Genomic DNA, 25,728 nt, shown 5'->3' on the forward strand with positions numbered 1-25,728 from the left:
CCGAGGCAGGACCAGCAGAATCGGCCACCAGGGTCTATGCGCAAGCAAACTACTTTGCTAGCATCCTAATCATGCCCACTGAAGCCACCCCGGATCCGGACCGGAAGGTCCAATTCAACGTCTACCTGCCCGCCGGACTGGTGCGGGAGATCAAGCACGCGGCCATCGACGCCGAGACCTCCCTCTCGGCCTATGTCGCCGAGGCCCTGACCGGACACCTGAAGGAGAAGAACTAATGCTGCGCCTGGCCCCCATCCGGTTCACCGACCACATCGGTCCCTGGACCACCCTGCTCGAGGCCCTCGGCCTGGCCCACGCCGTCGACACCGACGGCTGGCATGAGTTCGACGCCGCGTCCGGCCGTGTCCGGCTGCACGCCACCGACGCCGATCACCCGGCAGGGACCACGCTGCTGTCCTTCGAGGTCGGCGATCTGGAGGAATTCGCCCGGCGCACCCGCGCTGCGGGAACCCCGGTGGAGGTCACCGAGGAAGCCCACGGCAGCACAGCCACCGTCACCGGCCCCGATGGCCTCGCCTTCCCCGTCACCGTCCAGGCCTCCCGCCCCGAACCGGCAGCGGCCGACCCCGACGTCCAGGTGCTCGTGCTGTGGATGACCCCCGAGCCGCAGGGTCCCGCCGAGACCCTGCGCCATATCGGCGCGCGTCCCCGCATCGCCAGCGACAGCGGCGGCTGGGTCCAGTTCCAGGCCAAGAACGGCGGGCTGGTCGCCACCCATTCGGGCCCCCGGGCCTTTGCCACGCTCAGCTTCGGGTACGACGGCGATGCCGAGGCCCTGCACACCCGGCTGCGGGAGGCGGGATTGGACGCGAGTCTGATCGACGAGTCCTATGGACGCACCGTGCTGGTGGGCAACCCCGATGGAGGGGAGCCGATCTGGATCAACGAAGCCCAGCAGGATCTCTACGGCTACCACCGGATCGCCGACTAGCCGCGGGGCTGGAGGAGTCCGGGGGGCCCGACCCTACTCGGAGGCCCCGTCCCGGTCCCGACCATCGAGGAACAGACTGAGTACCACCAGGGACAGGCTGAGGATCGCCGCGACGAAGAACCCGCTGCGGAATCCGGTCACCTGCGCCTCGATCCCGGTGGCACCGGCCAGGGCCGAGGTGGCCGTCCGCGAGGCCAGGATGCCGACCAACAGGGCGGTTCCCGCCGCCCCACCGAGCTGCTGCAGGGTACTGAGCACCGCGGAGCCATGCGAGTGCAGGCGATGCGGCAACGGGTTCAGGGCCGTGGTGAAGGCCGGGGTGAAGATGAAGGCAAAGCTCAGCGACATGCCCAGATACAACGTCAGCACCCACCAGATCGGGGTGTCGGAGGCCAGTCTGGAGAAGGCGAACATGACCACCGAGAGCAGTGCCGTCCCCGGGATCAGCAGGGGGCGCGGACCGACCTTGTCGTACATCCGGCCCACCAGGGGCGCCAGCAGGCCCATGAGCAGCCCGCCGGGGAGCATCAACAGCCCGGTGCCCAGGGTGTCCACGTCCCTCACGTTCTGTAGGTAGATCGGCAGCAGGATGATCACCCCGAACAGCGACACCATGGCCAGGACCATCAGGGACAGGGCGAGCGTGAAGTTCCGGTAGGTGAAGGGCCGCAGATCCAGCAGTGCCGTGTCGCTGCGCTGCAGACGCAGTTGCAGCACCGTGAACGCAGCCAGCGAGACGAAGGAGACCGCGAGCGCCACCAGGGCGCCGACTTCCGGGCCCTGCCCGGCCCCTTCGCTGCCGCCACCGATCCGGCTCAACCCGTAGACCAGCCCGCCGAAGCCGGGAACGGCCAGCAGCAGGGAGGGGATGGACAGCGGCATGGAACCGGCCACTGCCTCCCGGGGCAGCCGACGGGCCCCGGCGATGAGGGCGACCAGGGCGATCGGCAACACGATCAGGAACATGAACCGCCAGGACAGGTACTGCAGGATCAGCCCGGAGATGGTGGGCCCGATGGCCGGGGCGACCGAGATCACGATCGACACATTGCCCATCACCATCCCGCGACGGGCGGCCGGCACCAGGTCCAGGACGGTGGTCATCAGCAGCGGGAGCATGATCGCGGTGCCGCTGGCCTGGATCACCCGGGCCCCCAACAGGACCTCGAAGCCCGGGGCACAGCTGGCCAGCAGGGTCCCCGCGGAAAACAACCCCATGGCCAGGGTGAAGACGGTGCGCAGCGAGAAACGCTGCAAGAGGTAGCCCGTGGTGGGGATGACCACCGCGGTGGTCAGCATGAACGCGGTGGCCAGCCACTGCACGGCGTCGGCGCTCACATCGAAGGCGACCATCAGCCGGGGCAGCGCCACGTTCATGATCGTTTCGTTGAGGATGACCACGAAGGCCGAGACGAGCAGCACACCGATGGTCATCTTCGCGGCGGGGTCCAGCCGGTCATCGCGGACGACGGTGGAGCCAGCGGGGTCGGAGTGTCCCGGGTCCAGCGGGGAGTCTTCGGAAAGCACAGGGGGTCCTCTGGTTGATCGGCCGCGCCGGTCGGCGCCGCCGGGTGCATCGGTGGTGGGGTGAAGGCCCGAAGAAGTGATCGAGGGTTCCGAACCACGATAAACCATCACGTGACCCGGCAGTTTGACCAGTGATCCACCCCACAGCCCTTTTCCGTCAATCCGTCACGTCCCGGAATGGGGGCGTGAAGTGTCGGGGTGGATGCGATAAACATGGGGGTATGAACGTTCGTACCCCGGACCCCAATCCCGGCTGGCTCTCTGAAGAAGACCTCTATGAGGCCCGGCAACGCCTGCCCATGCTCTACGTCGAAGCGATTCCGGTCCGCTTGGACCCGCTGGGCTATGTCAACGAGGTCGGTCTGCTCTACACCGCCGACGCCGCAGGGCACTTCACCCGCACCTTCGTCTCGGGTCGGGTCATGTACCGCGAGACCATCCGCGCCGCCCTGGTGCGCCACATGGAGAAGGACCTCGGCCCGCTGGCGATGCCGCAACTGCCGTTGAGCCCCGTGCCCTTCACCGTCGCCGAGTACTTCCCCTCCCCCTCGGAAACCGGGCTGACCGACGAACGCCAGCATGCCGTGGCCCTGGCCTATGTCATCCCCGTCCGGGGCGAATGCAGTCCCCGCCAGGACGCCCTCGAATTGACCTGGCTGACCCCGAGCGAGGCCCTGAGCCCCTCCATCCGTGACGAATTCGCCGGTGGCCGCGCCAACATCCTTCGACAGGCGCTGGCCCATGCGGGCTGGTGCGAGTAGGTAGTGACCTTGCAGCATGACTACATCCGGGCCGTTCGCGCCGAAAAAGTGGCTCCGGGAAACCGGTTCATCACCCGTACGGGGTCCCCGAGCCTGCCGGTGACCGGCGTCCGGACCGTTCCGGACAGCTTCGGCACCCCGGCCTACATCGAAGCCACGCTGGACAACGGCCAGAAGGTCACCATCGCCCATGGCTCGACCATCCGCGTCCACACCGTGGAACCACCGCCGGAGGCCACCCTGGATGAATTGACGGTGATCCCCGTGGAGGACGGCTCGCCCGAGGCCATCCTGATCTCCATCGCCCGCGAATATCCGTGGGACCAGCGGGTGCTGGCCCCCATCGCCAAGCTCAGCCGCGGTTTCAACCCGAAATCCGGGGCCCAGCTGGAGGACGTCCGCGATCTGGCCCATCTGCTCTTCGTCGAGCTCGACGACCAGCCGAATGTGTGGCGGGCCCTGGGCGTGTTGACGGAACTTCCCTTCGACGGGAACTTCGGGCGGTGGAAGTCCATCCAGTCGGCTCTGGCGATTGCCGCCTACCTCGCCGCCACCGACGGGGACTCCGAGGCCTCCCACCGGTATTCGGAATCGTTGCGGGTCACCGACCACATCGAGGAGGACCCGCTGAAGGACAAGCTCACGGCCGAGCTGCGCCAACGCCAACTCGACGAGCCGAACCTCTTCGACCGCGAAATCCACCGGGCCACCGCCGCCGGTGACTTGGTGGCCATCCGCTCCTGGCGGATCGAGCGGCTCGACGCGCTGCTGTATCTGCTGGCACACGGCGGGTCGCGGGCGCTGACCCGCGAGGAGCTCCAGCGCATGGTCGACAACGAATTGGAGACCTTGCGCTCCATCGACGGACCGGGACAGCAGGAGGCCGCGCAGGCGGCCGACGACGCCGACGCCCCCGACTGACCCGGTTCAGCCGACGGGCGCAGCGAAGGGCAGGCGTCGGCGCAGTGCCGAGCCTGCCAGGGCGACGGCCACCCCGATGACCGAGCCGATGACCGTTTCCAGGATCCGGTCGTAGAGCAGTTGCGTGCTCATGCCCGCCACCAGCGAGATGCCGACCAGGGCGAGCGGGGTGACGCAGACCTGCGCCCAGAAGTAGTTCCGTGTGATGAGCATTTCCGCGCCGAACTGGGCCAGGCCGAGGAAGAGGATGATCATCCACGGGCTCGGTTCGGCCAGGATGATCAGTGCCATGACGCCCAACCCGGTGAGCGTGCCCAACACGCGGTGCAGCCCGCGGGCGATGCGGTGGCGGGTGGTGTGTCCCACGAGGGGGACGACGGCGGCGACCATCGCCCAGTAGGGGTGGCCGGTGCCCAGCACCGGGGCCACCAGCAGGGCGACCGTCCCGGCCAGCCCCGCGGCCACGAGGTACCCGATGGATTCCACCTTGATGGCCAGCTGGACCGCGGGGCTCTGCGGCCGCAGCCCGCCGACGTTCCACGGGGTCCGCCGTCCGGCGGAGACGCGTCCAAGCTGTCCGAGGAGCACGCACGACGTCACCGTGGCGATCGCGGTGACCAGGACCATCCCGAGCCCGGGGATCTCGGGGATGGAGGCGATCGCGGCAAAGCAGAAGATGTGGAACAGGGAGCCGGCGGGCCGCAATTGGGCGAATCCGGTGGCCAGCGAACACGCCCAGGCCACCAGGGTCGTCAGCCCCACGATCACCCATCCCCCGGCCGGGGAATCATGGTCGACCAGGAGCACGTTCACCGCCCAGGCGGCACCGATGAGCACCACGAACAGCACCCCGGCGCTGGCCTGCGAGCGCAGCCGGTCGCGGTGGCCGGGAACGCGTCCGAAGATCCCGGTGAAGGCCCCGAAGATCGCGAAGATCGCCAGGTCCAGCCGGCCCAGGCCCAACAGCACAGCCAATGGCAGGAACACTCCCAGACCGCAGCGCACCCCGATCCACGGGTCCTTGTCGCCGGGTCCCAGCGTCAGCAGTCGACGCAGCGTCAATGAGTCGTCCACTGCTCTCCTGGGTTGGTGTCTGCATCCACCCTATGACCCGCCGGCCCGCGGTCGCGGGGTCATCGCTGGCGCGTTCGTCACAACGTCCCGTCGGCATGGGGCAAAATGGTGGGGTGTCTGAAACCGATTCCCCTCCTGACGTGACGACCGCCGCCTCCGCCCCCGAGGCCCCGGCGTCGGACCCCGCGATCGCCGTGGCCCCGCATCCACGCCAGGACGCGTTCTCCTTCGAGGTCGGCACCCGGCTGACCCACGCCGACGGATCCGCCTCGCTGGGACGCACCGGCACCATTCGCACCCCGCACGGGGACATCCGCACCCCGGCGTTCATCGCCGTGGGGACCAAGGCCACCGTGAAGGCCGTGCTGCCCGAAGCCGTGGCCGAGCTGGGGGCCCAGGCCGTACTGGCCAACGCCTACCACCTGTATCTGCAGCCGGGCTCGGACCTCCTCGACGCCGCCGGCGGGCTGGGGGCGTTCATGAACTGGCCCGGACCCACGTTCACCGATTCGGGGGGCTTCCAGGTGATGAGCCTGGGCTCGGGGTTCAAGAAGGTCATCGACATGGAAGGTGCCGCCGCCGCAGGGGGCGACGACACCGTGGCCCCCGGCAAGGAACGCCTGGCCAATGTCGACGAGGACGGGGTCTGGTTCAAATCCCACCTCAACGGGGACCGGCACCGCTTCTCCCCGGAGATCTCCATGGGCGTGCAGCACCGGATCGGCGCGGACATCATGTTCGCCTTCGACGAGCTGACGACCCTGCATAATTCGCGGGGCTACCAGGTCGAATCCCTGGAGCGGACCCGACGCTGGGCCGAACGCTGCATCATCGAGCACTTCCGGCTCACCGACGAACGTTTCCCCAAGCCCTACCAGGCGCTCTTCGGGGTCATCCAGGGCGCCCAGTATGAGGATCTGCGGCGCAAGGCCTGCCGGGATCTCGGGGACATGCCCTTTGATGGCTTCGGCATCGGCGGGGCCCTGGAGAAGGAGAACCTGGGCACCATCGTCGGCTGGTGTTCGGAGGAACTGCCCGAGGACAAGCCACGGCACCTGTTGGGCATTTCGGAGCCCGATGACCTCTTCACGGCCATCGAGAACGGTGCCGACACCTTCGACTGCGTCTCCCCCACCCGGGTGGCCCGCAACTCGGCGTTCTACACGGCCCACGGCCGGTTCAACCTCTCGGGACGCCGCTACCGCGCCGATTTCACCCCGCTGCAGGAAGGCTGCCGCTGCTACACGTGCACGCATTATTCCCGCGCCTACATCCATCACCTGTTCAAGGCGAAGGAACTGGTCAGCCACACGCTGATCTCGATCCACAACGAATACTTCGTGGTCTCGATGGTGGACCGGGCCCGTGAGGCGATCGAAGACGGTACCTTCGCCGCGTTGAAGGAGTCCACGCTGGCCGCCTATTACGCTGGCGCCCCCGACCCGCAGGGCCTCTAGGCAGGCCGGGGGCGGTACGTCCCGGCGAACCAAGCGCCCACCCCGAGGCCCACCGTGAGCACCAGCAGCACGGCGGGAATCGCTGCCCCCAGCACCGCCAGGGCCCACGGGACGACGGCGATCAGCATCAGTTCCGGCCCGTGGACGGCATGGCCGATGAGCGGCAGGGCGCCGCGGCCGAACATCTGGCGTTGCAACACCGCATCCCAATCCAGTTCGGGCCGGTAGGCCAGCCGCAGGGATCCTCCGGCCACGCCGATCCCGCAGAACACCCCGATTCCGATCAGCAGGATCCATTGTCCCGGCGCGCCCGGTCCGACCAGCGCCCACCCCAGGATGGCCCCGGCCAGTGCGCCCCAGGCGCTCAAGACGATCGCCGGAAGCAACCCGTGGGCCTTGCGCGCGGACTTCGCATCCAGGGGCAGCAGGGCGTCCAGCCCCGGCACCCGGGCCGCCTCGGCCGCCGCCACCCCGGCGGCCTGCCCGGCCAGGGTCGCCGATACCGCGATGGCCACGCATAGTACGACGGCGGTGCCCCCGCCGCGGGCGGTGACGGCCCCGGCCAGCAGGGCCAGACTGATCACCAGCCGGCCCCACACCGGACCGGTGCGCAGCAGGACCAGCGCTTCGGCCCGCAGCAGGGCCCCCACCGGGGCGCCGGTGAAGCGTGCGGGGATCATCCGGGGCCAGGGATCACGGACATGGCTGCGCCGGCGGGGGCCGTGGGCAAAGGAGCCCAGCAGCGACCGGGCGTCGAGCAGGGCCAGTGAGTTCCCCGCGTGTCCGCTGATTCCACCGGCCTCGAGCAGCTCCGAGGTGGGGATCCGCCCCAGCAACGGACGCACCACCGCCCAGCCCACCAGGGCCACCAGCAGCAGGGCCGCGGGGATGGCCCAGTTCCCCGTGGATGGCCACGCCGAGGGCAGGCCCGCCCAGATCCCCGGGGTCAGCAACCTGGCCGTTCCGGCGGCCCGGAGGATCGCGTCCACGGCGTAGGCTAGGACGATCAGGCCGCCCAGGACCCGGAGCCCCCTGCCGACCATCGGGCGCAGATGCAGGATCTGGCCGGCCGCCACCAGGAGTCCGACCAACACGAATTCGGCGCCCAGCGTGAAGCTGCCGGCGGCCAGTTCGCCCAGCGGCGGGCCGCTGAATCCGTTGTATGAGGCGGTTCCGGCGGAGAGGCCCAACGGCAGCCAGAGCACGGCGCCGACGATGAAGACCCAGACCAACCGGTTCCGCAGCTGCCGGGCGAGCATCGGCACCCGGTCCACCGGCAGCGAGAACCACCACAGGCCCTGGGCCCGGTCCACGGCCACCGGCCCCATCCGGCTCAGCAGGGACGCCACCCCCAGCAGGGCCAGCAGCAGCAGGGCCGAGCCGGCGTCGGCCCCCGGGACGACGGCGATGCCCTCGCGGACCAGGGATCCGGCGGCCGATGCGCGCATGCCCTGGGCCAGGAATTGGACGACGCCGGAGAGGTAGGCCAACAGGATGACGGCCCCGAAGAAGGTGATGTAGAAATCGCTCCAGCGGTCGGGCCGCTGCGCCCGACGGCGATCCCGGCGCAGCCGGTGGGTGGCCGCGACCGGGTCGAAGTCCGAGGGTGGGCCCCCGGGGACCCATGCTGGAAGGGACCGTCCCGCCCCGGAGGCGTGGACGCTCATGCTCCGCCGATGGCCGCGGCGCCTTCGGCTGCGGTGGCGAAACGCAGTCCCTCGTCGACGATCAGGCAATGGTCCACCACCGTGGTGAGCAGGATGGCGTCGTGGGTGACCAGCAGGACCGCCCCGCCATCGTCGATCCGGGCCCGCAACCTCACCGCGAGTTTCGCGCGCATCGGCGGGTCCAGTCGTTGTTCCGGCTCGTCCAGGACCAGTAGTTCGCTGGGCCGGATCATCCCGGCGGCCAGCAGCAGGCGGCGGCGTTGGCCCGAGGACAGGGCCCCGGGCAGGGCGTGGCGGGCCGTGGTGAGTTCGAAGAATTCCAGTTCCCGCTCCACGGCTTCCTGCCCGTCGGGGACCTCGTGCCCCGAGGCGATGAGCTGCAGGTGTTCCTCCACGGTGAGCGAATCGAAGAACGCGTCCTCGTCGAAGACCGCGGAGATCATCCGGCGGTGGATGTGGGAGGTGTCGTCGGTGAAGACCCCCAGCACCGAGGCCGTACCGGCCAGTGGGGGCTGACGGCCGATGAGGGTGCGCAACAGGGTGGACTTCCCCGCGGCATTCAGCCCGACGATCCCCAGGGCGTCTCCCCGGTCGAACACCAGATCCAGGGGTCCGCAGACTTCGAATTCGCCGTAACCGGCGACCAGTTCCCGGGCGGTCAGCAATGGGGCGTCCTGCGTATCCATACCGCCCAGCGTACCGGCCCCCGTCTCAGCTCCGGCTCTGGCCGTAGGTGGGTTCGTGGCGCTTGAACCAGCGGATCACCAGCGTGGTGATCGGCACAAAGAGGAACTCCACCCCCGTCTTGTAGACGAACCCCACCAGGACGTAGTTGATGAACTGTCCGGCGTCGGCGATGCCGATCACCGAGGCGGCGATCGAGCAGAAGATCAGGGTGTCGGCGAATTCCCCCACCCCGGTGGAGCCCATCAGCCGTCCCACCAGCCCCTTTTCCCCGAAGCGGTCCTTCATCTTCACCAGGACATATGAGTTCAGGGTCTGGCCGACCAGGAACCCGCACAGCGAGGCGGCCACGATCCGCCAGACCGGGCCCAGGGTCCGTTCCAGCTCCTGTTGACCGTGGTAGAAATCCGCGGCGGGCAACATGATGATCACCCAGAAGCAGAAGGTCGCGAACGCCGCCAGCAGGAAGGTGATGATGATCGCCCGACGGGCCGCCTTGAAGCCATAGACCTCGCTGACGACGTCGCCGAGGATGTACGCCAGCGGGAAGAGGAAGAAACCCCCGTCGGTGATGATCGGTCCGAAACTCACCCCCTTGGTCGCGCCGATGTTGGACAGGATGACCACCACGGCCATCAGGGCCAGCACGGCCGAGAAGTAGGGGCTTCCGGCGGAGGCGAAGACGGCCTGGCGGGCGCGTCCCGTCGTCGGTTCGGTGGGCATGGTGTTGACGGAGTCGCCGGAGGTGGCGGGCATGAGGTGGTTCCCCTTCTGGAAGTGGTTCGCCAGGCAGGGTGCTCCGGGTCGCCCCGGGTCCGCCGCCCGCTGTATTAGCACTTGACGCCTCCCATTCTCCCATGTCCACGGCCGGCCCGGGATTCCGGTCGCAAGCCGTGGACGAAATATATTTTGAACATGTTCAAAACTTGCTATGGTGGGCTTGATCCCGGCGATGACGAGGCAACGATGGAACCGAAGACCCATAAATCAGCCCTCACCCGGGCCCGGATCCAGACAGCCGCCCTCGCATTGTTCTCGCGCGACGGCTTCCACCGCACCACGATGCGTGCCATCGCGGCGGAAGCCGGGGTCTCCCCGGGCAACGCCTACTACCACTTCTCCTCCAAGGAGGATCTGGTCCAGGAGCTGGCCCGCGGGCTGATCGATGAACAGTTGCGTGCCGCCCGCCCACTACTGCTGTCGGGCAACAACCTGCAGGACAACATCCGGATCGTGCTGGATGCGGCCTTGGACGCGGTGGCCCCGTTCCACGATTTCGGTTCCGTGTTGATCCGCGCGGCGATGAGCCCCGACACCACCACCACGGCGGGTGTCACCCGGGCCAAGGAGTTCGCCCTGTGGCGCCAGGCGGTCGCCGCATCACTGCCCCGACCGCCCCTGGCGATCCGCGACGACCTGCCCGAGCTGCTCTGGTTGGTCCAACGCGGCCTGATCATCTTCTGGGCCTACGATTCCTCGCCCGACGCCGATCGCAGTCGCCGGCTGGCCGCGAATGCGGCGGCCCTGATGGCCCGCCTGGCCGTTCTGTCCAGGCTTCCGGTGGTCCGGCACATCATCGATGACGTGATCGGGGTCGTCCGCAACGTGCAACGCGACGAAACACCCTAAAATGAGAGCATGACTTCCACGCAACAGCATTCCTCCCCGGCCATCACGCTGACCATCGCCGGTTCCGAAGCCACCGGCGGGGCAGGGGCACAGGCCGACCTGAAGACCTTCCAGCAGCTGGGAACCTTCGGGATCACGGCCCTGACCTGCATCGTCTCCTTCGACCCGAAACAGGGGTGGGATCACCGTTTCGTTCCCGTGGAGCCCCAGGTGATCGCCGACCAGCTCGAGGCCATCCAGACCTGCTATTCCGGTCAGCTCGATACGGTGAAGCTGGGCATGATGGGCAGCCCGACCACGATCGACACGGTCGCGACCGCACTGCGGGCCCAGCAGTGGAAGAACGTCGTGCTCGATCCCGTCTTGATCTGCAAGGGCCAGGAGCCCGGACATGCCCTGGATACCGACCAGGCACTGAAATCCACGTTGCTGCCGCTGGCCACCTTCGTGACCCCGAACCATTTCGAGGCCGAATCCCTGTCGGGCATCACCATCGACAGCGTCGAGGACCTCGAGCGTGCCGCCCGCATCATCCACGAGGCCAGTGGTGCCGCGGTCCTGGCCAAGGGCGGAATCCGCCTGGCCGGCAGCGACGCCGTCGACGTATTCCACGACGGGACGACCACCGAGGTCCTGTCCACCCCCAAGATCGGCGAAGTCGCCGTTTCCGGTGCCGGATGCTCGCTGGCTGCCGCCGTCACCGCCGAGCTGGCCAAGGGGGCCACCCCGCTGGAAGCCGCCCGGGCCGCCAAGACCTTCGTCACCGCAGGTATCGAACACCGGATGGCCTCCCACGCGCCGTTCGACGCCCTCTGGCAGGGAGGCATCACCGCCTGACCGGCCCCGCGGCACGGTCGTGGCGACGACACCTCATCGAGGGGTCGTCGCCACGACTTTTTTGGCGGCCGCACCGGTCCTCGAGGTCCCTCCAGTGAACACTTTCCGCGGAAGTCCACACTTCGTGTGGTTTCGTGACACCGACTCATTGAAAGTTTGCGGCGACCAGCCCTCGGACCCTCCAGTGCCGACCTGCCGAGATCTGGGGTGTCATAGCCCCGCCCCGACTACCATCCGGTAGCAGCAAGGGCCTGCCCGAGCCGCTCGCGCACCCGCTCTTTTTTGACACCAAAACCGCGCCAACAGCGCCGTTCCGGCGCGATGGAAACTCTAAAGCAACTCCTTGACTTGTGACGACACTCACTTAGGCTATGGCGTGGGGCGCTCCGGGGTAACAGCCCCATCGGTGCCCCGAAACCGCCCAATCGGTTACAAGGAGCATCATGAATCACTCGCATCGGCCACGGCTGGCCCGTTCCGTCGTGGCTGCGGTCTCAGGCTTGGCCCTGGCCGCCACCATGTCGGTTCCCGCCAATGCCGCACCGAAAGACATCAATTCAACCCCCGGAAGCCAAGCAGAGGCCTTCGGGGGTTCCTCATTGGATCAACAGGACATCAAAACGCTGCAGGACCTGAAGGTTTCAGGGCCCATGGTCAGCAAGAAGGGCGAGGTCACCGCCTACGTCCAGTTCAGTGGCGAAGGCGCCTTCGCGGCCACCCAGCCCTCGAACGTGGCCCGCAGCAAGTCGGCCCCGGTCAAGAACAAGACCAAGGTCAAGCAGATCCGCAAGAACATCGAGTCGCAGGGTGCCTCCGCGGCGAAGGCCTCCAAATCGAAGGTCGTCTACACCACCACGAACGCCCTTCCCGGCGTCGCCCTGCGCGGGGACGCCGACGCCCTGCGCGCCCTGTCCAAACGTTCCGACGTCGTGAAGATCACCGCGATCGTGCCGAAGTCCCCGACCAACAAGGGCTCGGTCATCGACACCAAGGCACTCAACGCCTGGTCGGGTCTGGACCAGACCGGCGACGGGGTCACCATCGCCGTGCTCGACACCGGCGTCGACTACACGCATGCGGACTTCGGTGGTCCCGGCACCGTGGAGGCCTATAAGAAGGCACAGGCCTCCGACGACCTGCCCGGCCCCGACTCGGGGCTGATCGATCCGGATAAGTTCATCGGCGGTTGGGACCTGGTCGGTGACGACTACAACGCCGATCCCTCCTCCCCGACCTACCAGCCAGTCCCGAAGCCGGACGCCAACCCGCTGGACTGCCAGGCGGCAGGGCACGGCACCCACGTTTCCGGCAGTGCCGCCGGCTACGGGGTGGACGCCGAGGGCGGGACGTTCGACGGGGACTACTCCACGCTCGATGCCAAGGGCGTCTCCTCGATGAAGATCGGCCCCGGCTCGGCCCCGGAGGCCCAGCTCGTGGGCATCCGCGTCTTCGGCTGCGGAGGATCCTCCTCCGTGGTGGGCCAGGCCCTGGACTACGTCCTGGACCCCAACGGCGACGGCGACTTCAGCGACCGCGCCCAGATCGTGAACATGTCCCTCGGCTCGGACCACTCCCCCGTGGACGATCCGGAGAACGACATCGTCGATGCACTGGCGGAACTGGGGATCCTCTCGGTCGTCGCCTCCGGCAACGCCGGTGACGTGACCGACGTCGGCGGCTCACCGGGCAACGCCCGCTCCTCGCTGACCGTGGCCAACACGGTGGGCTCGAAGATCACCCTCGACGGGGCCAACGTCCTGACCCCCGATGACGTGGCCGGCACCGCCGCCGGACAGTATTCGGCCAGCTTCGACTACACCGATGCCTCCAAGGAGCAGCTCACCGGTGAAGTCGTCATGGCCGACCCCTCGAATAAGTTCGGTTGCGACGCCTTCCCGGCCGACACCGACTTCGACGGCAAGTGGGTCTGGATCCAGTGGGAGGAAGACGGCGACTTCCCCTGCGGTTCGGCAGCACGCTTCAACAACATCGAGGCCGCCGGCGGCGCCGGCGTCGTCCTGGATTCACCGCGCAGCGTGTTCGACGCCGGTATTGCCGGCAACGACAAGATCCCGGGCATGCAGCTCAATAAGGACTACTCCGAGAAGCTGCGTCCGGCCGCCGAAGCCGGCACGCTGAAGCTCGAGCTCGACAAGGACCTCATCGGAACCGCCTCCGGCGAATCCGGTGCCTTGGACACCTTGAACTCCAGCTCCTCTCGCGGGGTCCACGGTTCAAACGGCGTCGTCAAGCCCGACGTCGCCGCACCGGGCACGCTCATCGGCTCGGCAGGCGTGGGTACCGGAAACGGCCCGGCCGTGATGACCGGCACCTCGATGTCCACCCCGCTGACCGCGGGCATCGCCGCCCTGGTGGCCGGCTCCGGCAACTACAGCGCCTACCAGGTCAAGTCGATGGTGATGAACACGGCCACGGCCGACGTCACCGCCGATAACGGCGAGACTTTTGGTCCGAACCGCGTCGGCTCCGGTCGGGTGATCGCCGATGCGGCGATCAAGACCCCCGCCTACGCGTTCGCCACGGATGCCCCGGATCTGACGACGCTCTCGTTCGGCGTCGTGGAGATGGGCAAGAAGAAGATCAAGAAGACCAGCTCGATCACCGTGCAGAACACCTCCAAGTGGACCCAGCACTACCGTCTGGACTACGTGCCCTCGACCACGATCCCCGGCGCTTCGTATTCACTGAGCACCGATAAGGTCAGCATCCAGCCGGGCAAGTCCAAGAAGGTCAAGGTCACCCTGACGATCAAGCCCCAGAAGTTCGCCAAGACCATGGATCCGACCATGGAGAAGCAGCAGCTGGGCCTGAACCGCCAGTACCTCGCCGACGCCACCGGTCGCATCGAACTGCGCGCCAAGGGCCAGCCGGCACTGCGCGTTCCCGTCCAAGCCGCGCCCAAGGCGTCCAGCAACATGCGGGTGAAGGGCAACAACATCAAGACCAAGAAGGGCAAGGTCACCGCCCCGGTGAAGCTCAAGGGCAAGGGCCTGCTCACCGGCAACGGTGACGAGCGCGTCCTGTCCCTGGTCTCGGCGTTCGAGCTCGGTGCCACCAGCAAGAAGCTGCCCAAGGCCATCGACGAGATCCCGGGCGCCCGCGCCATGGATCTGCAGTATGTCGGTGCCGCCTCCGATGCCCCGACCAACGGGGTCTCCGACGGTCTGCTGAACTTCGGTATCAGCACCTACGGCAACTGGGCCCACCTGGCCGGCGGGACGGAGATCAACGTGGAAATCGACACCAACGGGGACGGCAAGCCCGACTTCGTCACGTTCAACACCAACGTCGATGGCCTCGATCTCGATCTGGCGGCAACGCAGGACCTGAAGACCGGTGAGCAGGTCGACCTCTGGCCGACCAACGGCCTGACCGGTGAGACGGACTCCAACACGTTCGACACCAGTGCCGTGAGCCTGCCGGTTTCGTTGGATGCCCTCGGGGTGTCCGAGGATTCTTCGGGCCAGGTCCAGTACCGGGTCAGCACGTGGAGCCAGTACAACGCCGATGAGTCCGGGGCCCAGGTCCCGGTCGACACCACCGACTGGATCGCCTACAACGCGGTCGATCCGGATCTGTGGTTCGAGGGCGCCGGAACCGGGACGGCCTTTGCCGACCTGCCGGGCCAGAAGCTCACGGCACACGTCCAGGACTACTCCAACGCCTTCCCGAAGAAGCGGATGATGGCGAAGAAGAAGGCCAACCAGGAAGAGGGCTTGTTCCTGCACCTGCACAACAAGACGGGCAAGAAGGCCCAGGTCGTGACCTTCACCAAGAAGTAACGGCTACATGAAAGCAGGGGCCGGCGGATTTCGATCCGCCGGCCCCTCCTTCATGAGCACCTGCTGTGTTGCGTTGGATCCGGCCGACCCGCGTTGCCTGCCGGGGACAGCTCAGCGGCCGGGCCTCCAGCCGAAGTCCGGGTCCCGGCGTTCCAGGAACGCGGCCACCCCCTCGTCGATATCGGGCCCGGCGGCCATTTCCGTCCAGGCCGTCTCCCAGGCACCGGCCAGCTCCGCCGGGTCCGTGGCCGGGTCGGTGGCCCGGTCGATGAGCTCCTTGGTGGTGAGCATCGAGTACCGCGACCGTGCGGTGAGCTCGGTGAACAGCTCCCTGACGGAGTCCTCGAACCCGTCGGCGGGTACGACCTCGGCGACCAGTCCCATCTCCCGGGCCCGCGGGGCCCCGAACGTCCGGGCGCTCATCAGCACGTATTTCGCCGTGGCCGGGCCCAGCAGCCGCACCAGGCGGTCGATGCCGGCCCGCGGGTAGATGATCCCCAGTTTGGCGGGGGTGATCCCGAAGGAGGCGTCGGTGGAGGCGAAAATGAAATCGCAGGCCGAGGCCAGCTGCCATCCCCCACCCATGCAGTGGCCCTGGACGACGGCGATGGTCGGCTTGCCGACCCGGGCGAGTGCCTGGTCCGCGGCGGTGAGGTGGTCGGTCCTGCCGTCCTGGTCCAGGATGACGTCGCGCAGCTCCCCGATGAACACCCCGGCGCTGAAGGTTCCCCCGGTCCCTCGTACGGCGACCACATCCACATCGGGGCGGTCATCCAGATCGGCCGCCGCGGCGGCGATGTCCTGGCACATGCCCCGGGTCAGGGCGTTGCGCTTGGTGGGGTTGACCAGCGTGATCGTGCCGACCCCTGCCTCGACGCCGACGGTGATCCCTGGACCGCTCGGCGCCGCGGCCTTCTCGGGGGTCTTCATGACCTGGTGCTGGACGGGCGCAGCTTCACGTTGATCTGCTTGGTCTGGGTGAAGCCTTCGAGCATGCCCTCCAACGAGACCTCGCGTCCCATGCCCGACTGCTTATACCCGCCGTAGGTCTGTCCGACGACCTGGCCTCCGCCCTGGTTGACCTGGACCCAGCCGGCCTGCAGCGAATGTGCGGTGTCCAGGGCGCGGTCCAGATCGTGGCTGAAGACATAGGCGGCCAGCCCGAAGTGGGTGTCGTTGGCCATTTCGATGACTTCCTCGCGGGTGTCGAAGGGGATGGCCATGAGCACCGGCCCGAAGATCTCTTCACGGGCCAGCCGGAAGTCGTTGCGTCCCCCGCCGAAGACGGTGGGCACATGGTAGAAACCACGGGTCAGTTCACCTTCGGTGGGGGCGCTGCCGCCCAGGAGCGTTTCCAACCCGCCCATCGAGCGGCCCTCGTCGAGGTACCCCGTGATCCCGGCATGCTGTTTGGCGTTGATGACCGCACCCATGTCGCTGGCTTCCTCCAGCGGGTCCCCGACCTTCATGGCGCCCAGTCGCGGCACCAGTTCGGAGAGCACCTCGTCGTACACCTCCCGGTGGATGAACAGCCGCGATCCGGCCGTGCAGCTCTGGCCCTGGCGGGCGAACCGCGAGGCGAGCAACAGCTGGTCCACCAGCTGGTCGTCCACGGCATCGGGGAAGACGATCGAGGGGTTCTTGCCGCCGAGCTCCATGGACATGTGGGCCAACCGTTCCCCGGCCTGGGCGGCGACGCCGCGGCCGACTTCGGTGGATCCGGTGAAGGAGACCTTGTCCACCCCCGGATGTTTGGCCAGCGCGTCGCCGATGACCGCCCCGCGACCGGTCAGCGCATTGAGCACACCGGCGGGCAGGTGCCGGTTGCAGACCTCGGCCAGTTTCAGGATCGTCAGCGGGGCGTCGTCGGCGGCCTTGAGGATCACGGTGTTCCCGGCGGCCAGGGCCGCCGGGATCTTGAAGCCGGCGATCATCAGCGGCGAGTTCCACGGCAGGATCGCGGCGACGACCCCCAGCGGTTCGCGCCGGGTGTATTGCAGCTGGTCATCGCCTGCGGGCAGGGTGGTGCCCTTGGATTCGCCGGCCACGCCGGAGAAGTAGCGGAAGAGGGAGACCAGGGAAGCGACTTCGGGACGGGCCTGGGTGCGGATCGCATTGCCGGTGTCCAGGGCGGTCAGCCGGGCGAATTCCTCGGTCTCCGCCTCGATGTCATCGGCGATCAGTGCCAGCGGGCGGGCCCGCCTGGTGAAGTGCTGGGCGGCCCATCCCCCGAATGCCCGGCGTGCGGCACCCACCACGCGTTCGACGTCGTCCACGGTGGAGGCGGGCACCCGGGCGATGACCGAATCACGCAAGGCCGGGTTGGTGACGTCGCGCCACTGCCCGGAGACCGAGTCCACGCGCTCCCCGTCGATCCACTGCGGCCAGTCCAGGATGTCGGCGCCCGTGGAGCGCGAGGCCTCCACGGAGGTGCCGGCGGCCTCGTTCGTGGCCGCGCGGGCAGCCGCCTGGGGGTCGGTGCCGGCGGGGCCGTTCGTGGTGGGCGGGGTGGTGTTCTGGCTCATGCTGCGCCTCCGATGGTCGATGTGTCGTTATCGCCGGTTGTGTCGTGATGGGTCCCGTCGACGAGCTGGACGATCGCCGAACAGTCCAACCCCTGCGTCCCATCCTGCATCAGAGTCTCGGACATTGACGAGACCTGTTCGGTCAGCACCCGCTCGGTGTTGGCCTGCCTGCCTGTCAGCGGTGATGCGGAGAGAGTCCCCCGCCCATGACCAGCATCACATGCTGCTACGGTGCACTCAAGCACCAAAAAGGCATAAGCGTTGTGCAGATATGCACATACCCGATGGATACGAGCCCCCATGAACAGATCCCCCAGCCCCGATGACCTGCTGATCCTGCTGACGGTCGCGCGGTTGGGTCGCTTCACCGCGGTGGCCGAGGCCCTGGAGACCACACACACCACGGTGTCCCGCCGCATCGCCGCCCTGGACCGGCAACTGGATGGCCGGACCCTGGATCGGACCTCCACCGGGTGGGAGCTGACCGATCTGGGGCACCATGCGCTCCGGGCCGCGGAATCGATCGAGTCGAGCCTGACGGAGCTCAAATCGGCGGTCAGCCAGCGCGGGGAGGAGGTGTCCGGCGTCGTGCGCGTCCATGCCTCCGATGCCTTCGGTGCTTATATCGCCGCACCGGCGATCGCCCGACTCCAGCAGGAGCACCCGCGGCTGAAGGTCGAACTGCTCAGTGCCACCCGTCGGGCCAGCCGCAACCGTTCGGGGGTCGATCTGGAGGTCGTCGCCGGGCGGGTGGAGGATTCGCGGGCCGAAGTCATGGTCCTCACCAGATACTTCCTCCGGTTGTTCGCCAGCCCCGCGTACCTGCACGACGCCGGAGAACCGGCGACCCTGACGGACCTGGCCCGGCACCGTTTCGTCTCCTACGTCGATTCGGAGCTGCAGGTCGCGGAGCTGGACTACCGCTCCTCCGGGCTACCGGTCCCGGCGGCGGCCTTCCAGGCCACCAGCATCTTCGCCCAGCTGCAGGCGGTGCGCGCCGGCGGGGGCATCGGCATGCTGCCTTCCTACGTGGTCCACCAGGACCCGGGGTTCGTTCCGGTCCTGGCCGATGACTTCGAACGGGGCATCACCTACTCGGCGGTGGCCCGTACGGAGTCGCTGCGCTCGCCCGGCGTGAAGGCGGTCGTCGAGGCGCTCCTGACAGAGACCCGGGGCCGTCGCCAGGCGCTCCGGTCCTGACCCTCCCCCGGGGTCAGCGCGGCAGGGCCCTTCATGACGCCGCCGCCTCCGGGGGGCGGGTGTCCATCCGGCAGTGGTACCGGGTTAGTCGTCCGCATCCTTGGAGTTCGTCAGGACGTCCCCGCTACCGGCATCGATCTGCACCTCGTGCTTGGCGCCGGCGTCGTCGATCAAATCGCCTTCCCAGACGGTCGTGCCGTGCTCGTCATCGAGGCCGAGTTCGGTGATGCGGGCATCCGGGACGGCATCGCGGAACTTCGCGGCAGCCTCCTTGAAGTCAACCTTGGCGGCGTCGACCCGATCCTGGTGCTTTTGCCGATCCTGCTCGTCGTCGTCTTCCGTGGAAGGCGAGCCGATCACGCTGCCGTCGTCGGCGGAGATGTCGACTTCGTGTTCGGTGCCATCGGAGGTCACGACCTGGACTTCCCACCGGGTCCCGTTCTCCTCGGTTTCAATCGATATCACCGTACTGTCGGAGACTTCCTCGAGGGCGGCGTCGCCGGCGTCCTCCAAGGAGATGCCCTCGCTGTCGGTGCTGCTGCCCGAAGCGCCCGCTTCATTGCCGGCGTCCGAGGATGGGGACATGGCCGGCTGGCTGGAGGACTCCGCTTCCGGGCTGGGTGCGGCGGAACCGTCATCTCCGGAGCCACCACCGGAACAACCGGCCAGTGCGAGCATGGTGACGGCCGAGACTGCGACGAGCTGCCGGGGGCCCCGAAGCCGTGCCGTGGTGCGTGGCGCTCCGGCCTGAATGCTCTCAAGATCCTTGGACATTTCGCCCTCCAATACTCAACGTGCTTGAACCGGCCAAACTACGCCGCCCGTCGACCAACGTCCAGTCATTTCGCTCGCGGCCGGATCCCCTGGCCACCCTTAGACCGGAAGTTCCCCCGCCCCCTTCAGGCTCTTCATCACGATCGTCGAGGTCAGCTTCTCCACTCCGGCCAGCCCCACCAGGACCTCGTCATAGAACTGCTGGTAGCTGGAGAGGTCGGTGGCCATGACCTTGAGCAGGAAGTCAGGTTCCCCGAATAGTCGTGAGCCCTCAACGATTTCCGGGATGGATGCCACCTCGTCCTCGAAGGCATACATGTTCTGCCGATCCTTCAGGGTGACGAACACCAGGGCCTGGAAGCCCAGCCCGATCCGGGGCGCGTCGAGGATCGCCCGGTAGCCCGAAACGACTCCGGCGGCTTCAAGGTCACGAAGTCGACGGTGACAAGGGGCGACGGTCAGACCCACTTCCGCGGCCAGGGCCGTGACGGTCATCCGACCATCCTGTTGAAGCAGGCGCAAAATATTTCTATCTATATCGTCAATCACGCAAGAACCTTACCGTGAGGCGCGTCGTTTCCTCGAAAAACGGTAAGCACTTTTGGGGCGGAGTTTCCTAAGCTTTCCCCGAAGAGCAACACGACCACCAGGAGCGCCTCATGGACCCACATCTGATCCTCGGATTCGCCGCCATGTCCGTCGCCCTGGCCCTGACGCCGGGCGCCGACTGGGCGTATGCGATTTCCTCCGGACTCAGCGGGCGAAGGATCGCCCCTGCCGTGGGTGGCCTGCTCAGCGGGTTCATGGTCCACACCCTGCTCATCGTCGCTGGTCTTGCGGCATTGGTCATTGCCCTGCCCCAGTTGCTGGCCGCCCTGACGCTTGTCGGTGCCGCCTATTTGATCTGGCTCGGTGTCTCGACCACCCGCTCCTGGCGCGACGCCGGCTACACCAGTGCCGCCGAGGGGGCCCAGCCCCCGCCCGGGAACGGCAGCAGCTTCCTGCGCGGGCTGGGCACCAGCGGAACCAACCCCAAGGCCCTGTTGCTCTATCTGGCCCTCATCCCGCAATTCATCGATTTGAATGCCGGGCTGCCGGCGCCGGTGCAAACCGGCATCCTGGGGATCTCCCATATCCTGGTTTCCGCCGTCGTCTACACCGGCGTCGCCCTCGGCGCCCGCCGTCTGCTGGCCAGCCGCCCGGCAGCAGCCCGCATCGTCACGCTCTCCAGTGGCGTGATCATGCTGGGCCTGGGCGCCTTGTTGCTCGGCGAGCAGGTCATCAACCTCACGGCCGGCTAGCCGCGGGTTCCGCCCGGCTTCGTCCAAGGGCGCCGAGGCCCGGCGGGTTCCGTCGTGAGCGACGGCTCAGGGGCAGGGCTTCCAGGTCCTGCCACCGGGCGCGTAGCAACGAGGTCCGGTATATCCCGGATAGGGGGTGCCGGTCTTCTTCGGCACCTTCCTGGTGGCCGGAGGCGCAGCAGGAGCCTGCGCCGGCGCCTTCCGCGTTCTCCGCTTCGCTGCCTCGCGGGCTTCCTTGGCCTGGGCAGCCTGGCGGGCCACCCGTTGTCGTTCGGCGATCCGGGCCTTCTCCTGCCGGGCTGCCTCCGCGGCGGCAGCCCGGCTCGCCGCAGCGGCCTGTTGCGCGGCAACCGCCGCTGCCTTGGCCTCGGTCTTCTTCCGTGCTTCGGCTTTGGCCTTGGCCTTCACGGCGGCTTCGTGTTCCCGGGTCACCAGCAGCTGCCGGCGTTCCTTCAGGATGCCCTCCTGCCGGGTGGCTGCCGCCGTGGCCTTGGATAGCCGCGGAGCCAGTTTCCCGGCCACCACGGAACCAACGACGGCACGGACCGCGTCTCCGGAGTCATCGGTCCGGCCCAGCAGCAGATCGGCCGCCTTTCCCGCAGCAAGGGCCGTTGCCGCACCGGACAGGAGCCCCGAGGCCTCGGCAGAGGTTTGCGCGGTCGCCGTCGGAACCGTTGCCAGCTGGTCGATGGCCGATTCGATCTGAGCGGGAACGGTGCATTCGACCGTTGCACTAAAAAGTCCCGTTTCCTCCTCGAGCGCTTCCTGTTGGGCCGCGAGGACCTCGTCGTGGAAGCGGTGGTTGGGCTCGAACAGGACGGCCACCCCCAGGCCTTCGCGGGCGATGTCCGCATTGACCAGGTCCCCGTCCAGATAGACGCCGGCCAGGGTGCGATCGTAGCGATCGGTACGTTCGACGTCGTACTCGAGGTGGACCCCGGTTCCGGCAGGAAGCCGCTGGCGCAGATACTCGGTGGCCTCGGGGCCCAGGCACTGCACCGGGGTGTTGGGCTTCTTGGTCTCGGGGGTGTCGACGTTCAGCAGTCGGATGGTCTCCACGGTTCCGTCGAGTGAGGCCACGAGGGTATCGCCGTCGACCACCCGGACCACGGTGGCATCCGCCCCGGAGCTGGACGGGGTGTCCACCGCCGCCGACCCGCCGGAGGTGCAGCCCGACAGGGCAACGGCGACCGCCACGGCAGCCACGACGAACCGCGGGCTCTTCCGCCATGGCGACGGGGTCACCGGATTCCGGACCGACATTGGTCTCCCCCCAGGATTGCCCGCACGCTTCGAATGGTTCAAAGCATAACCCCGGTGCGACCGATCACGGCTTCTTGTTCTTGCCGCCCCCGTCATGGCTCCTGCCGTGCTTCTTCTCTTTTTCCTTCTTCTTCTTGGCTTCTTCCTTCTTCTTCTGTTCGGCCTTCTTTTTCTGCTCGGCCTTCTTCTCGGCCGCCTTGCTCTTTTCGGCGGCCTTGCTCTTTTCGGCGGCCTTGCTCTTCTCGGCGGCCTTGCTCTTCTCCGCCGCCTTGCTCTTTTCAGCGTCTGCCTTGGCCTTCTGCGACGCGGCCGCACGCTCCTGGGCGGCCCGCTGCTCGGCAGCCCGCTGTTCCGCGGCGGCGCGTTCTGCGGCGGCCTTCTGCTCGGCCGCGCGTCGTTCGGCAGCGAGTTTGGCTTCTTCCTTCTTCTTCTTGTCCTCGGCCTTCTTCTTGGCCACCAGCTTGGTGTGGACGCCTTCGACTTCACCCAGGCGCTTCTTCGCCGCGCTGACGGTTCCGGAGATCTCCTTTTCCCACCGGGCCTTCTCGGAGGCATAGACCACGGCCTGCGCGGTACCTTCCTTGACGTCCATGCCGGTCAGCGATTCCTTGGCCGATTCGCCGTCCTTGAGCACCGATTTCAGGTCGTCGATCATGTCCTCGGCGGATTCGATGCTGCTCGGCGGGGCCTTCGACACGGACTGCATCCGCTTCATGGCCGGTTCCACCGTGGCGGCGATGGTGCATTTTTTGGAACCGTCGAACAGTCCCTTGCCCTGCTCCTGGGCGGAATCCTGGGCCTCCAGGACGCGGTCGTAGTAGGGGTTGTTGGGGCTTTGCTTTTCCGCGACGGCAAATCCTGCCTTGGCCATCTCCGCGTTGACGAAGTTGCCGGCGGAGAACGCCGCCGCCATGTTCTTCCTGCGCTTGGGAGGCATGTCGTCGTCGTATTCCAGACGGACCTTCTTGCCCTCCGGCAGCATCGTCTTCAGGTGTTCGGTGGCCTGGTCACCGAGGCATTCGGCATCATCGCCGGCGGCCGGGGCCAGGACGTTGAGCAGATCAACCGTCTTTTCCTTGCCGTCGACGTCGGCGATGAAGGTATCGCCGTCGAGCACCCGGACGACGACCCCGCCGAATTCAGGGACGTGGTTGTCCTTGAAATTGATGCGGCAGCCGGCCAACGACGACGTGACGACGAAGACTCCGACGACAACGGCCGCGGCCCTCTTCAAGGGGCGGTTGTTCAAAAGCGATGGATCCACCATGCGCTGGCCTCCAGTGGGTTGCGGGTGGTGTGACCACGGGCCGTGGACTACCGAATGTAGTACCACGGACCGGGATAGGCCAAGGCCACCCAACAAGTACGACGGCGGCCCGGTGGGCCACCCGGATCTATCGTCCGAGGCGCGCCGATGGCGCTAATGGTTGCGGAGGGGCGGGGTTGGACCCCGTTTCCGCGCATCCCGGGCGTCGGAGCGGGGCGCAGCCGGGATGACATTCCACAAGGATTTTACCGTGGATCGACCGACAACCCCACATCGGCATGGTGCGCCGCCCTCAGGAGGCATGGGCCGGGGTGCTGAAGGCGGCCGCCGAACGCAGCGTGGCTTCCGCCTCCACGGGGTTGATCCGCGCCAGGGTCATCCCCGCGGTCAACAAGGCGAAGAGCAGACGGGCCCGCTCGTCGATCCGGGTTTCGGCCTGGGCGTCCGGTCCCTCCGGCGGGGCCTGATCCACGGCGGGCGCCGGCAGGTCACGGCGCAAGGCGGCAGCGAAGGCCCCGGTCACTTCGACCCGGTAGGCCTCCATGGCGGTACGCACCGCTTCGTCACGGCTGTTGCGTCCCGATGAGGCGGTGAGCAACAGGCATCCGCGCTGTGGGCCGACTTCCCCGCACACGGCATCGGCCAGGGAATCGAAGTAGGCGCCAAGCCCCGCGGCCCCGTCCCGGGCCGTGACCAGGACCTCGAGCCGGGGCCGGACCACCTGGTCCAGATAGCTCTGCACTGCCGCGTCGAAGAGCCCCCGCTTGGAGCCGAAGGCGTTGTAGATGCTCGAGCGGCCCAACCCCGTGGCCCGCTCCAGTTCGGGCATGGCCGCGGCATCGTAACCCGCGACCCAGAAGACGTCCCGGGCCGCTTGGATGACCTCATCCACGTCGAATGCCTTGCTCCGTGCCATGTGCCTCCTTCCGGCCCCGTCGAATCCCCCGGCATTGCGCTCGGGGTGAACTTCGCCTCAAAATGTTTATTTTGTATCGATCGTTCTAATATTATAGACCTATCGCAGTCAGCGATACCACCGACTTCAAGGGAGCAATTCCATGACTTCCAGTACACAGATCCAGCTCGCCCAGCGCCCCACCGGGTGGCCCGACCACGAGAACTTCCGCACCGCCGTCGTCGATCTTCCGGCATTGGGCGAAGGCGAGGTACGGGTCGCCAACGACTTCATCTCCGTCGACCCCTACATGCGCGGCCGGATGAACGACAACACCGGATCCTACATCCCCCCGTTCAACGTCGGCGAGGTCATGGGAGGCGGGGCCGTCGGCCGCGTCATCGAGAGCCGCGACGATTCGCTGGCCGAAGGCACCCTGGTCCTGCACGACCTGGGCTGGCGGGATGTCGCCCAGGGCCCTGCCGCAGGATTCCGCGCCGTACAGGAACTGCCGGGCCTGCCGGCGTCGGTCTACCTGGGCGCGTTGGGCATGACCGGCCTGACCGCCTGGGTCGGCCTGCTCGAGATCGCCTCCATGAAGGAAGGTGACACCGTCTTCGTCTCCGGTGCCGCCGGGGCCGTGGGGACGATGGTCGGCCAGATCGCCCGGCTCAAGGGCGCGGCCCGGGTCATCGGTTCGGCGGGCAGCCCCGAGAAGATCGAACTGCTGACCTCCAAGTACGGGTTCGACACCGCCTTCAACTACAAGGACGGCGATATCGCCGGCCAGCTGGCAGCAGCCGCCCCCGAAGGCATCGACGTCTACTTCGACAACGTCGGCGGCGAGCACCTCGAAGCAGCCCTCGGCACCCTGAAGACCGGTGGACGGGTGGCCCTGTGCGGGGCCATCTCGCAGTACAACATCACCGAGCCCGAGGCCGGCCCACGGAACATGGCCAACCTGATCACCAAGGGCCTGCGCCTGCAGGGCTTCACGGTCGGGAACTACACCGAGCACCTCCCGGCCTTCGCCGAACAGGCAGGGGCCTGGCTGGCGGCCGGGGAGCTCGTCTTCGACGAGACCGTGGTCGAGGGACTGGATCACGCGGTCGACGCGTTCCTGGACCTGATGCGCGGCGCCAACACCGGCAAGATGGTCGTCAAGCTCTAGCCGACACCATCCCGGGGCCC

General features: G+C 67.5%; 24 protein-coding genes. 11 read left to right on the top strand and 13 right to left on the bottom strand.

Annotation, left to right across the window (positions count from 1 at the left end; all coding sequences use genetic code 11):
* Positions 1 to 71: 71 nt before the first annotated feature.
* Together ACT3S6_RS06030 and ACT3S6_RS06035 are read left to right on the top strand one after the other, a co-directional pair.
* Positions 72 to 236, top strand: coding sequence for a CopG family transcriptional regulator (locus ACT3S6_RS06030; RefSeq protein ID WP_443382934.1), 165 nt, complete (start codon positions 72 to 74; stop codon positions 234 to 236).
* A complete protein-coding gene (locus ACT3S6_RS06035) occupies positions 236 to 952 on the top strand; it encodes a VOC family protein (RefSeq protein WP_443382932.1) in 717 nt (238 codons plus the stop codon). Before ACT3S6_RS06030 ends, ACT3S6_RS06035 begins: the two co-directional genes overlap by 1 nt.
* A 33-nt stretch (positions 953 to 985) precedes the next feature.
* Here the strand turns inward: ACT3S6_RS06035 and ACT3S6_RS06040 are convergent, their stop codons facing one another.
* The gene (locus ACT3S6_RS06040; RefSeq protein ID WP_443382930.1) at positions 986 to 2,479 is read right to left on the bottom strand and encodes an MDR family MFS transporter; all 1,494 of its coding nucleotides are present in this window, start codon (positions 2,477 to 2,479) and stop codon (positions 986 to 988) included.
* A gap of 221 nt (positions 2,480 to 2,700) precedes the next feature.
* Between ACT3S6_RS06040 and ACT3S6_RS06045 the strand changes: the two genes are divergently transcribed.
* Positions 2,701 to 3,240, top strand: a complete 540-nt coding sequence (locus ACT3S6_RS06045) for an NUDIX hydrolase family protein (protein ID WP_443382927.1) — start codon at positions 2,701 to 2,703, stop codon at positions 3,238 to 3,240.
* A gap of 3 nt (positions 3,241 to 3,243) precedes the next feature.
* A complete protein-coding gene (locus ACT3S6_RS06050) occupies positions 3,244 to 4,161 on the top strand; it encodes a DUF6707 family protein (RefSeq protein WP_443382925.1) in 918 nt (305 codons plus the stop codon).
* A 6-nt stretch (positions 4,162 to 4,167) separates the two neighbouring features.
* Here ACT3S6_RS06050 and ACT3S6_RS06055 read toward each other — a convergent pair whose 3' ends face one another.
* Positions 4,168 to 5,235: an FUSC family protein gene (locus ACT3S6_RS06055; protein WP_443382923.1), complete on the bottom strand. Its 1,068-nt coding sequence runs from the start codon at positions 5,233 to 5,235 to the stop codon at positions 4,168 to 4,170.
* A gap of 140 nt (positions 5,236 to 5,375) precedes the next feature.
* On the opposite strand from ACT3S6_RS06055, the gene tgt reads away from it, so the two are divergent.
* Positions 5,376 to 6,692 (top strand): tRNA guanosine(34) transglycosylase Tgt, encoded by a 1,317-nt coding sequence (tgt, locus tag ACT3S6_RS06060; protein WP_444554216.1) that lies wholly within the window; start codon positions 5,376 to 5,378, stop codon positions 6,690 to 6,692.
* Here the strand turns inward: tgt and ACT3S6_RS06065 are convergent.
* The 3 genes from ACT3S6_RS06065 to ACT3S6_RS06075 are packed head-to-tail and all read right to left on the bottom strand — an operon-like array spanning position 6,689 to position 9,799.
* Positions 6,689 to 8,359, bottom strand: a complete 1,671-nt coding sequence (locus tag ACT3S6_RS06065) for a DUF6297 family protein (protein WP_444554192.1) — start codon at positions 8,357 to 8,359, stop codon at positions 6,689 to 6,691. The genes tgt and ACT3S6_RS06065 overlap by 4 nt on opposite strands.
* Entirely contained in the window at positions 8,356 to 9,045 is a 690-nt protein-coding gene (locus tag ACT3S6_RS06070) for an ABC transporter ATP-binding protein (RefSeq protein WP_443384289.1), read from the bottom strand. The genes ACT3S6_RS06065 and ACT3S6_RS06070 overlap by 4 nt, the downstream gene beginning before the upstream one ends.
* A 25-nt stretch (positions 9,046 to 9,070) precedes the next feature.
* Entirely contained in the window at positions 9,071 to 9,799 is a 729-nt protein-coding gene (locus tag ACT3S6_RS06075; RefSeq protein ID WP_443384288.1) for a queuosine precursor transporter, read from the bottom strand.
* A gap of 159 nt (positions 9,800 to 9,958) precedes the next feature.
* On the opposite strand from ACT3S6_RS06075, the gene ACT3S6_RS06080 reads away from it, so the two are divergent.
* The 3 genes from ACT3S6_RS06080 (at position 9,959) to ACT3S6_RS06090 (ending at position 15,312) form a co-directional block, all read left to right on the top strand.
* Complete coding sequence (locus tag ACT3S6_RS06080; protein WP_443384287.1) at positions 9,959 to 10,672, top strand: TetR/AcrR family transcriptional regulator; 714 nt, start codon at positions 9,959 to 9,961, stop codon at positions 10,670 to 10,672.
* Between the two features lie 9 nt (positions 10,673 to 10,681).
* Complete coding sequence (locus ACT3S6_RS06085) at positions 10,682 to 11,509, top strand: hydroxymethylpyrimidine/phosphomethylpyrimidine kinase (RefSeq protein WP_443384286.1); 828 nt, start codon at positions 10,682 to 10,684, stop codon at positions 11,507 to 11,509.
* 443 nt (positions 11,510 to 11,952) lie between these two features.
* Positions 11,953 to 15,312, top strand: coding sequence for a S8 family serine peptidase (locus ACT3S6_RS06090; protein ID WP_444554193.1), 3,360 nt, complete (start codon positions 11,953 to 11,955; stop codon positions 15,310 to 15,312).
* 111 nt (positions 15,313 to 15,423) lie between these two features.
* Here the strand turns inward: ACT3S6_RS06090 and ACT3S6_RS06095 are convergent, their stop codons facing one another.
* From ACT3S6_RS06095 to ACT3S6_RS06105, 3 genes are read right to left on the bottom strand one after another with little or no spacing between them, the layout of a single operon-like run.
* On the bottom strand, positions 15,424 to 16,242 hold the full coding sequence (locus ACT3S6_RS06095) for an enoyl-CoA hydratase/isomerase family protein (protein WP_443384067.1): 819 nt from the start codon (positions 16,240 to 16,242) through the stop codon (positions 15,424 to 15,426).
* Positions 16,239 to 17,837 (bottom strand): aldehyde dehydrogenase family protein, encoded by a 1,599-nt coding sequence (locus tag ACT3S6_RS06100; RefSeq protein ID WP_444554194.1) that lies wholly within the window; start codon positions 17,835 to 17,837, stop codon positions 16,239 to 16,241. Before ACT3S6_RS06100 ends, ACT3S6_RS06095 begins: the two co-directional genes overlap by 4 nt.
* Complete coding sequence (locus ACT3S6_RS06105) at positions 17,834 to 17,962, bottom strand: hypothetical protein (protein ID WP_443384065.1); 129 nt, start codon at positions 17,960 to 17,962, stop codon at positions 17,834 to 17,836. Before ACT3S6_RS06105 ends, ACT3S6_RS06100 begins: the two co-directional genes overlap by 4 nt.
* A 175-nt stretch (positions 17,963 to 18,137) precedes the next feature.
* Here ACT3S6_RS06105 and ACT3S6_RS06110 point away from each other — a divergent pair, with 175 nt between their 5' ends.
* The gene (locus ACT3S6_RS06110; RefSeq protein WP_443384064.1) at positions 18,138 to 19,037 is read left to right on the top strand and encodes a LysR family transcriptional regulator; all 900 of its coding nucleotides are present in this window, start codon (positions 18,138 to 18,140) and stop codon (positions 19,035 to 19,037) included.
* An 84-nt stretch (positions 19,038 to 19,121) separates the two neighbouring features.
* Here ACT3S6_RS06110 and ACT3S6_RS06115 read toward each other — a convergent pair whose 3' ends face one another.
* Together ACT3S6_RS06115 and ACT3S6_RS06120 are read right to left on the bottom strand one after the other, a co-directional pair.
* Positions 19,122 to 19,811 carry a PepSY domain-containing protein gene (locus ACT3S6_RS06115; protein WP_443384063.1) on the bottom strand — a complete coding sequence of 230 codons (690 nt, stop codon included), beginning with the start codon at positions 19,809 to 19,811 and terminating at the stop codon, positions 19,122 to 19,124.
* Between the two features lie 99 nt (positions 19,812 to 19,910).
* The gene (locus ACT3S6_RS06120) at positions 19,911 to 20,360 is read right to left on the bottom strand and encodes an Lrp/AsnC family transcriptional regulator (RefSeq protein WP_443384062.1); all 450 of its coding nucleotides are present in this window, start codon (positions 20,358 to 20,360) and stop codon (positions 19,911 to 19,913) included.
* A 110-nt stretch (positions 20,361 to 20,470) separates the two neighbouring features.
* Here ACT3S6_RS06120 and ACT3S6_RS06125 point away from each other — a divergent pair, with 110 nt between their 5' ends.
* Entirely contained in the window at positions 20,471 to 21,112 is a 642-nt protein-coding gene (locus ACT3S6_RS06125; protein WP_443384061.1) for a LysE family translocator, read from the top strand.
* Between the two features lie 66 nt (positions 21,113 to 21,178).
* On the opposite strand, the gene ACT3S6_RS06130 is transcribed toward ACT3S6_RS06125, so the two are convergent.
* The 3 genes from ACT3S6_RS06130 to ACT3S6_RS06140 all read right to left on the bottom strand — a co-directional run bounded on the left by ACT3S6_RS06130 (position 21,179) and on the right by ACT3S6_RS06140 (position 24,558).
* The gene (locus ACT3S6_RS06130) at positions 21,179 to 22,357 is read right to left on the bottom strand and encodes a thermonuclease family protein (protein ID WP_444554195.1); all 1,179 of its coding nucleotides are present in this window, start codon (positions 22,355 to 22,357) and stop codon (positions 21,179 to 21,181) included.
* Between the two features lie 82 nt (positions 22,358 to 22,439).
* A complete protein-coding gene (locus ACT3S6_RS06135; RefSeq protein WP_443384059.1) occupies positions 22,440 to 23,642 on the bottom strand; it encodes a thermonuclease family protein in 1,203 nt (400 codons plus the stop codon).
* A 292-nt stretch (positions 23,643 to 23,934) separates the two neighbouring features.
* The gene (locus tag ACT3S6_RS06140) at positions 23,935 to 24,558 is read right to left on the bottom strand and encodes a TetR/AcrR family transcriptional regulator (protein WP_443384058.1); all 624 of its coding nucleotides are present in this window, start codon (positions 24,556 to 24,558) and stop codon (positions 23,935 to 23,937) included.
* Positions 24,559 to 24,700: 142 nt separating this feature from the next.
* Here ACT3S6_RS06140 and ACT3S6_RS06145 point away from each other — a divergent pair, with 142 nt between their 5' ends.
* Positions 24,701 to 25,708: an NADP-dependent oxidoreductase gene (locus tag ACT3S6_RS06145; protein ID WP_443384057.1), complete on the top strand. Its 1,008-nt coding sequence runs from the start codon at positions 24,701 to 24,703 to the stop codon at positions 25,706 to 25,708.
* The last annotated feature ends 20 nt before the right edge of the window (positions 25,709 to 25,728 follow it).

Source organism: Arthrobacter sp. AOP36-C1-22 (genome assembly GCF_052377515.1).
GTDB lineage: Bacteria > Actinomycetota > Actinomycetes > Actinomycetales > Micrococcaceae > Arthrobacter_H.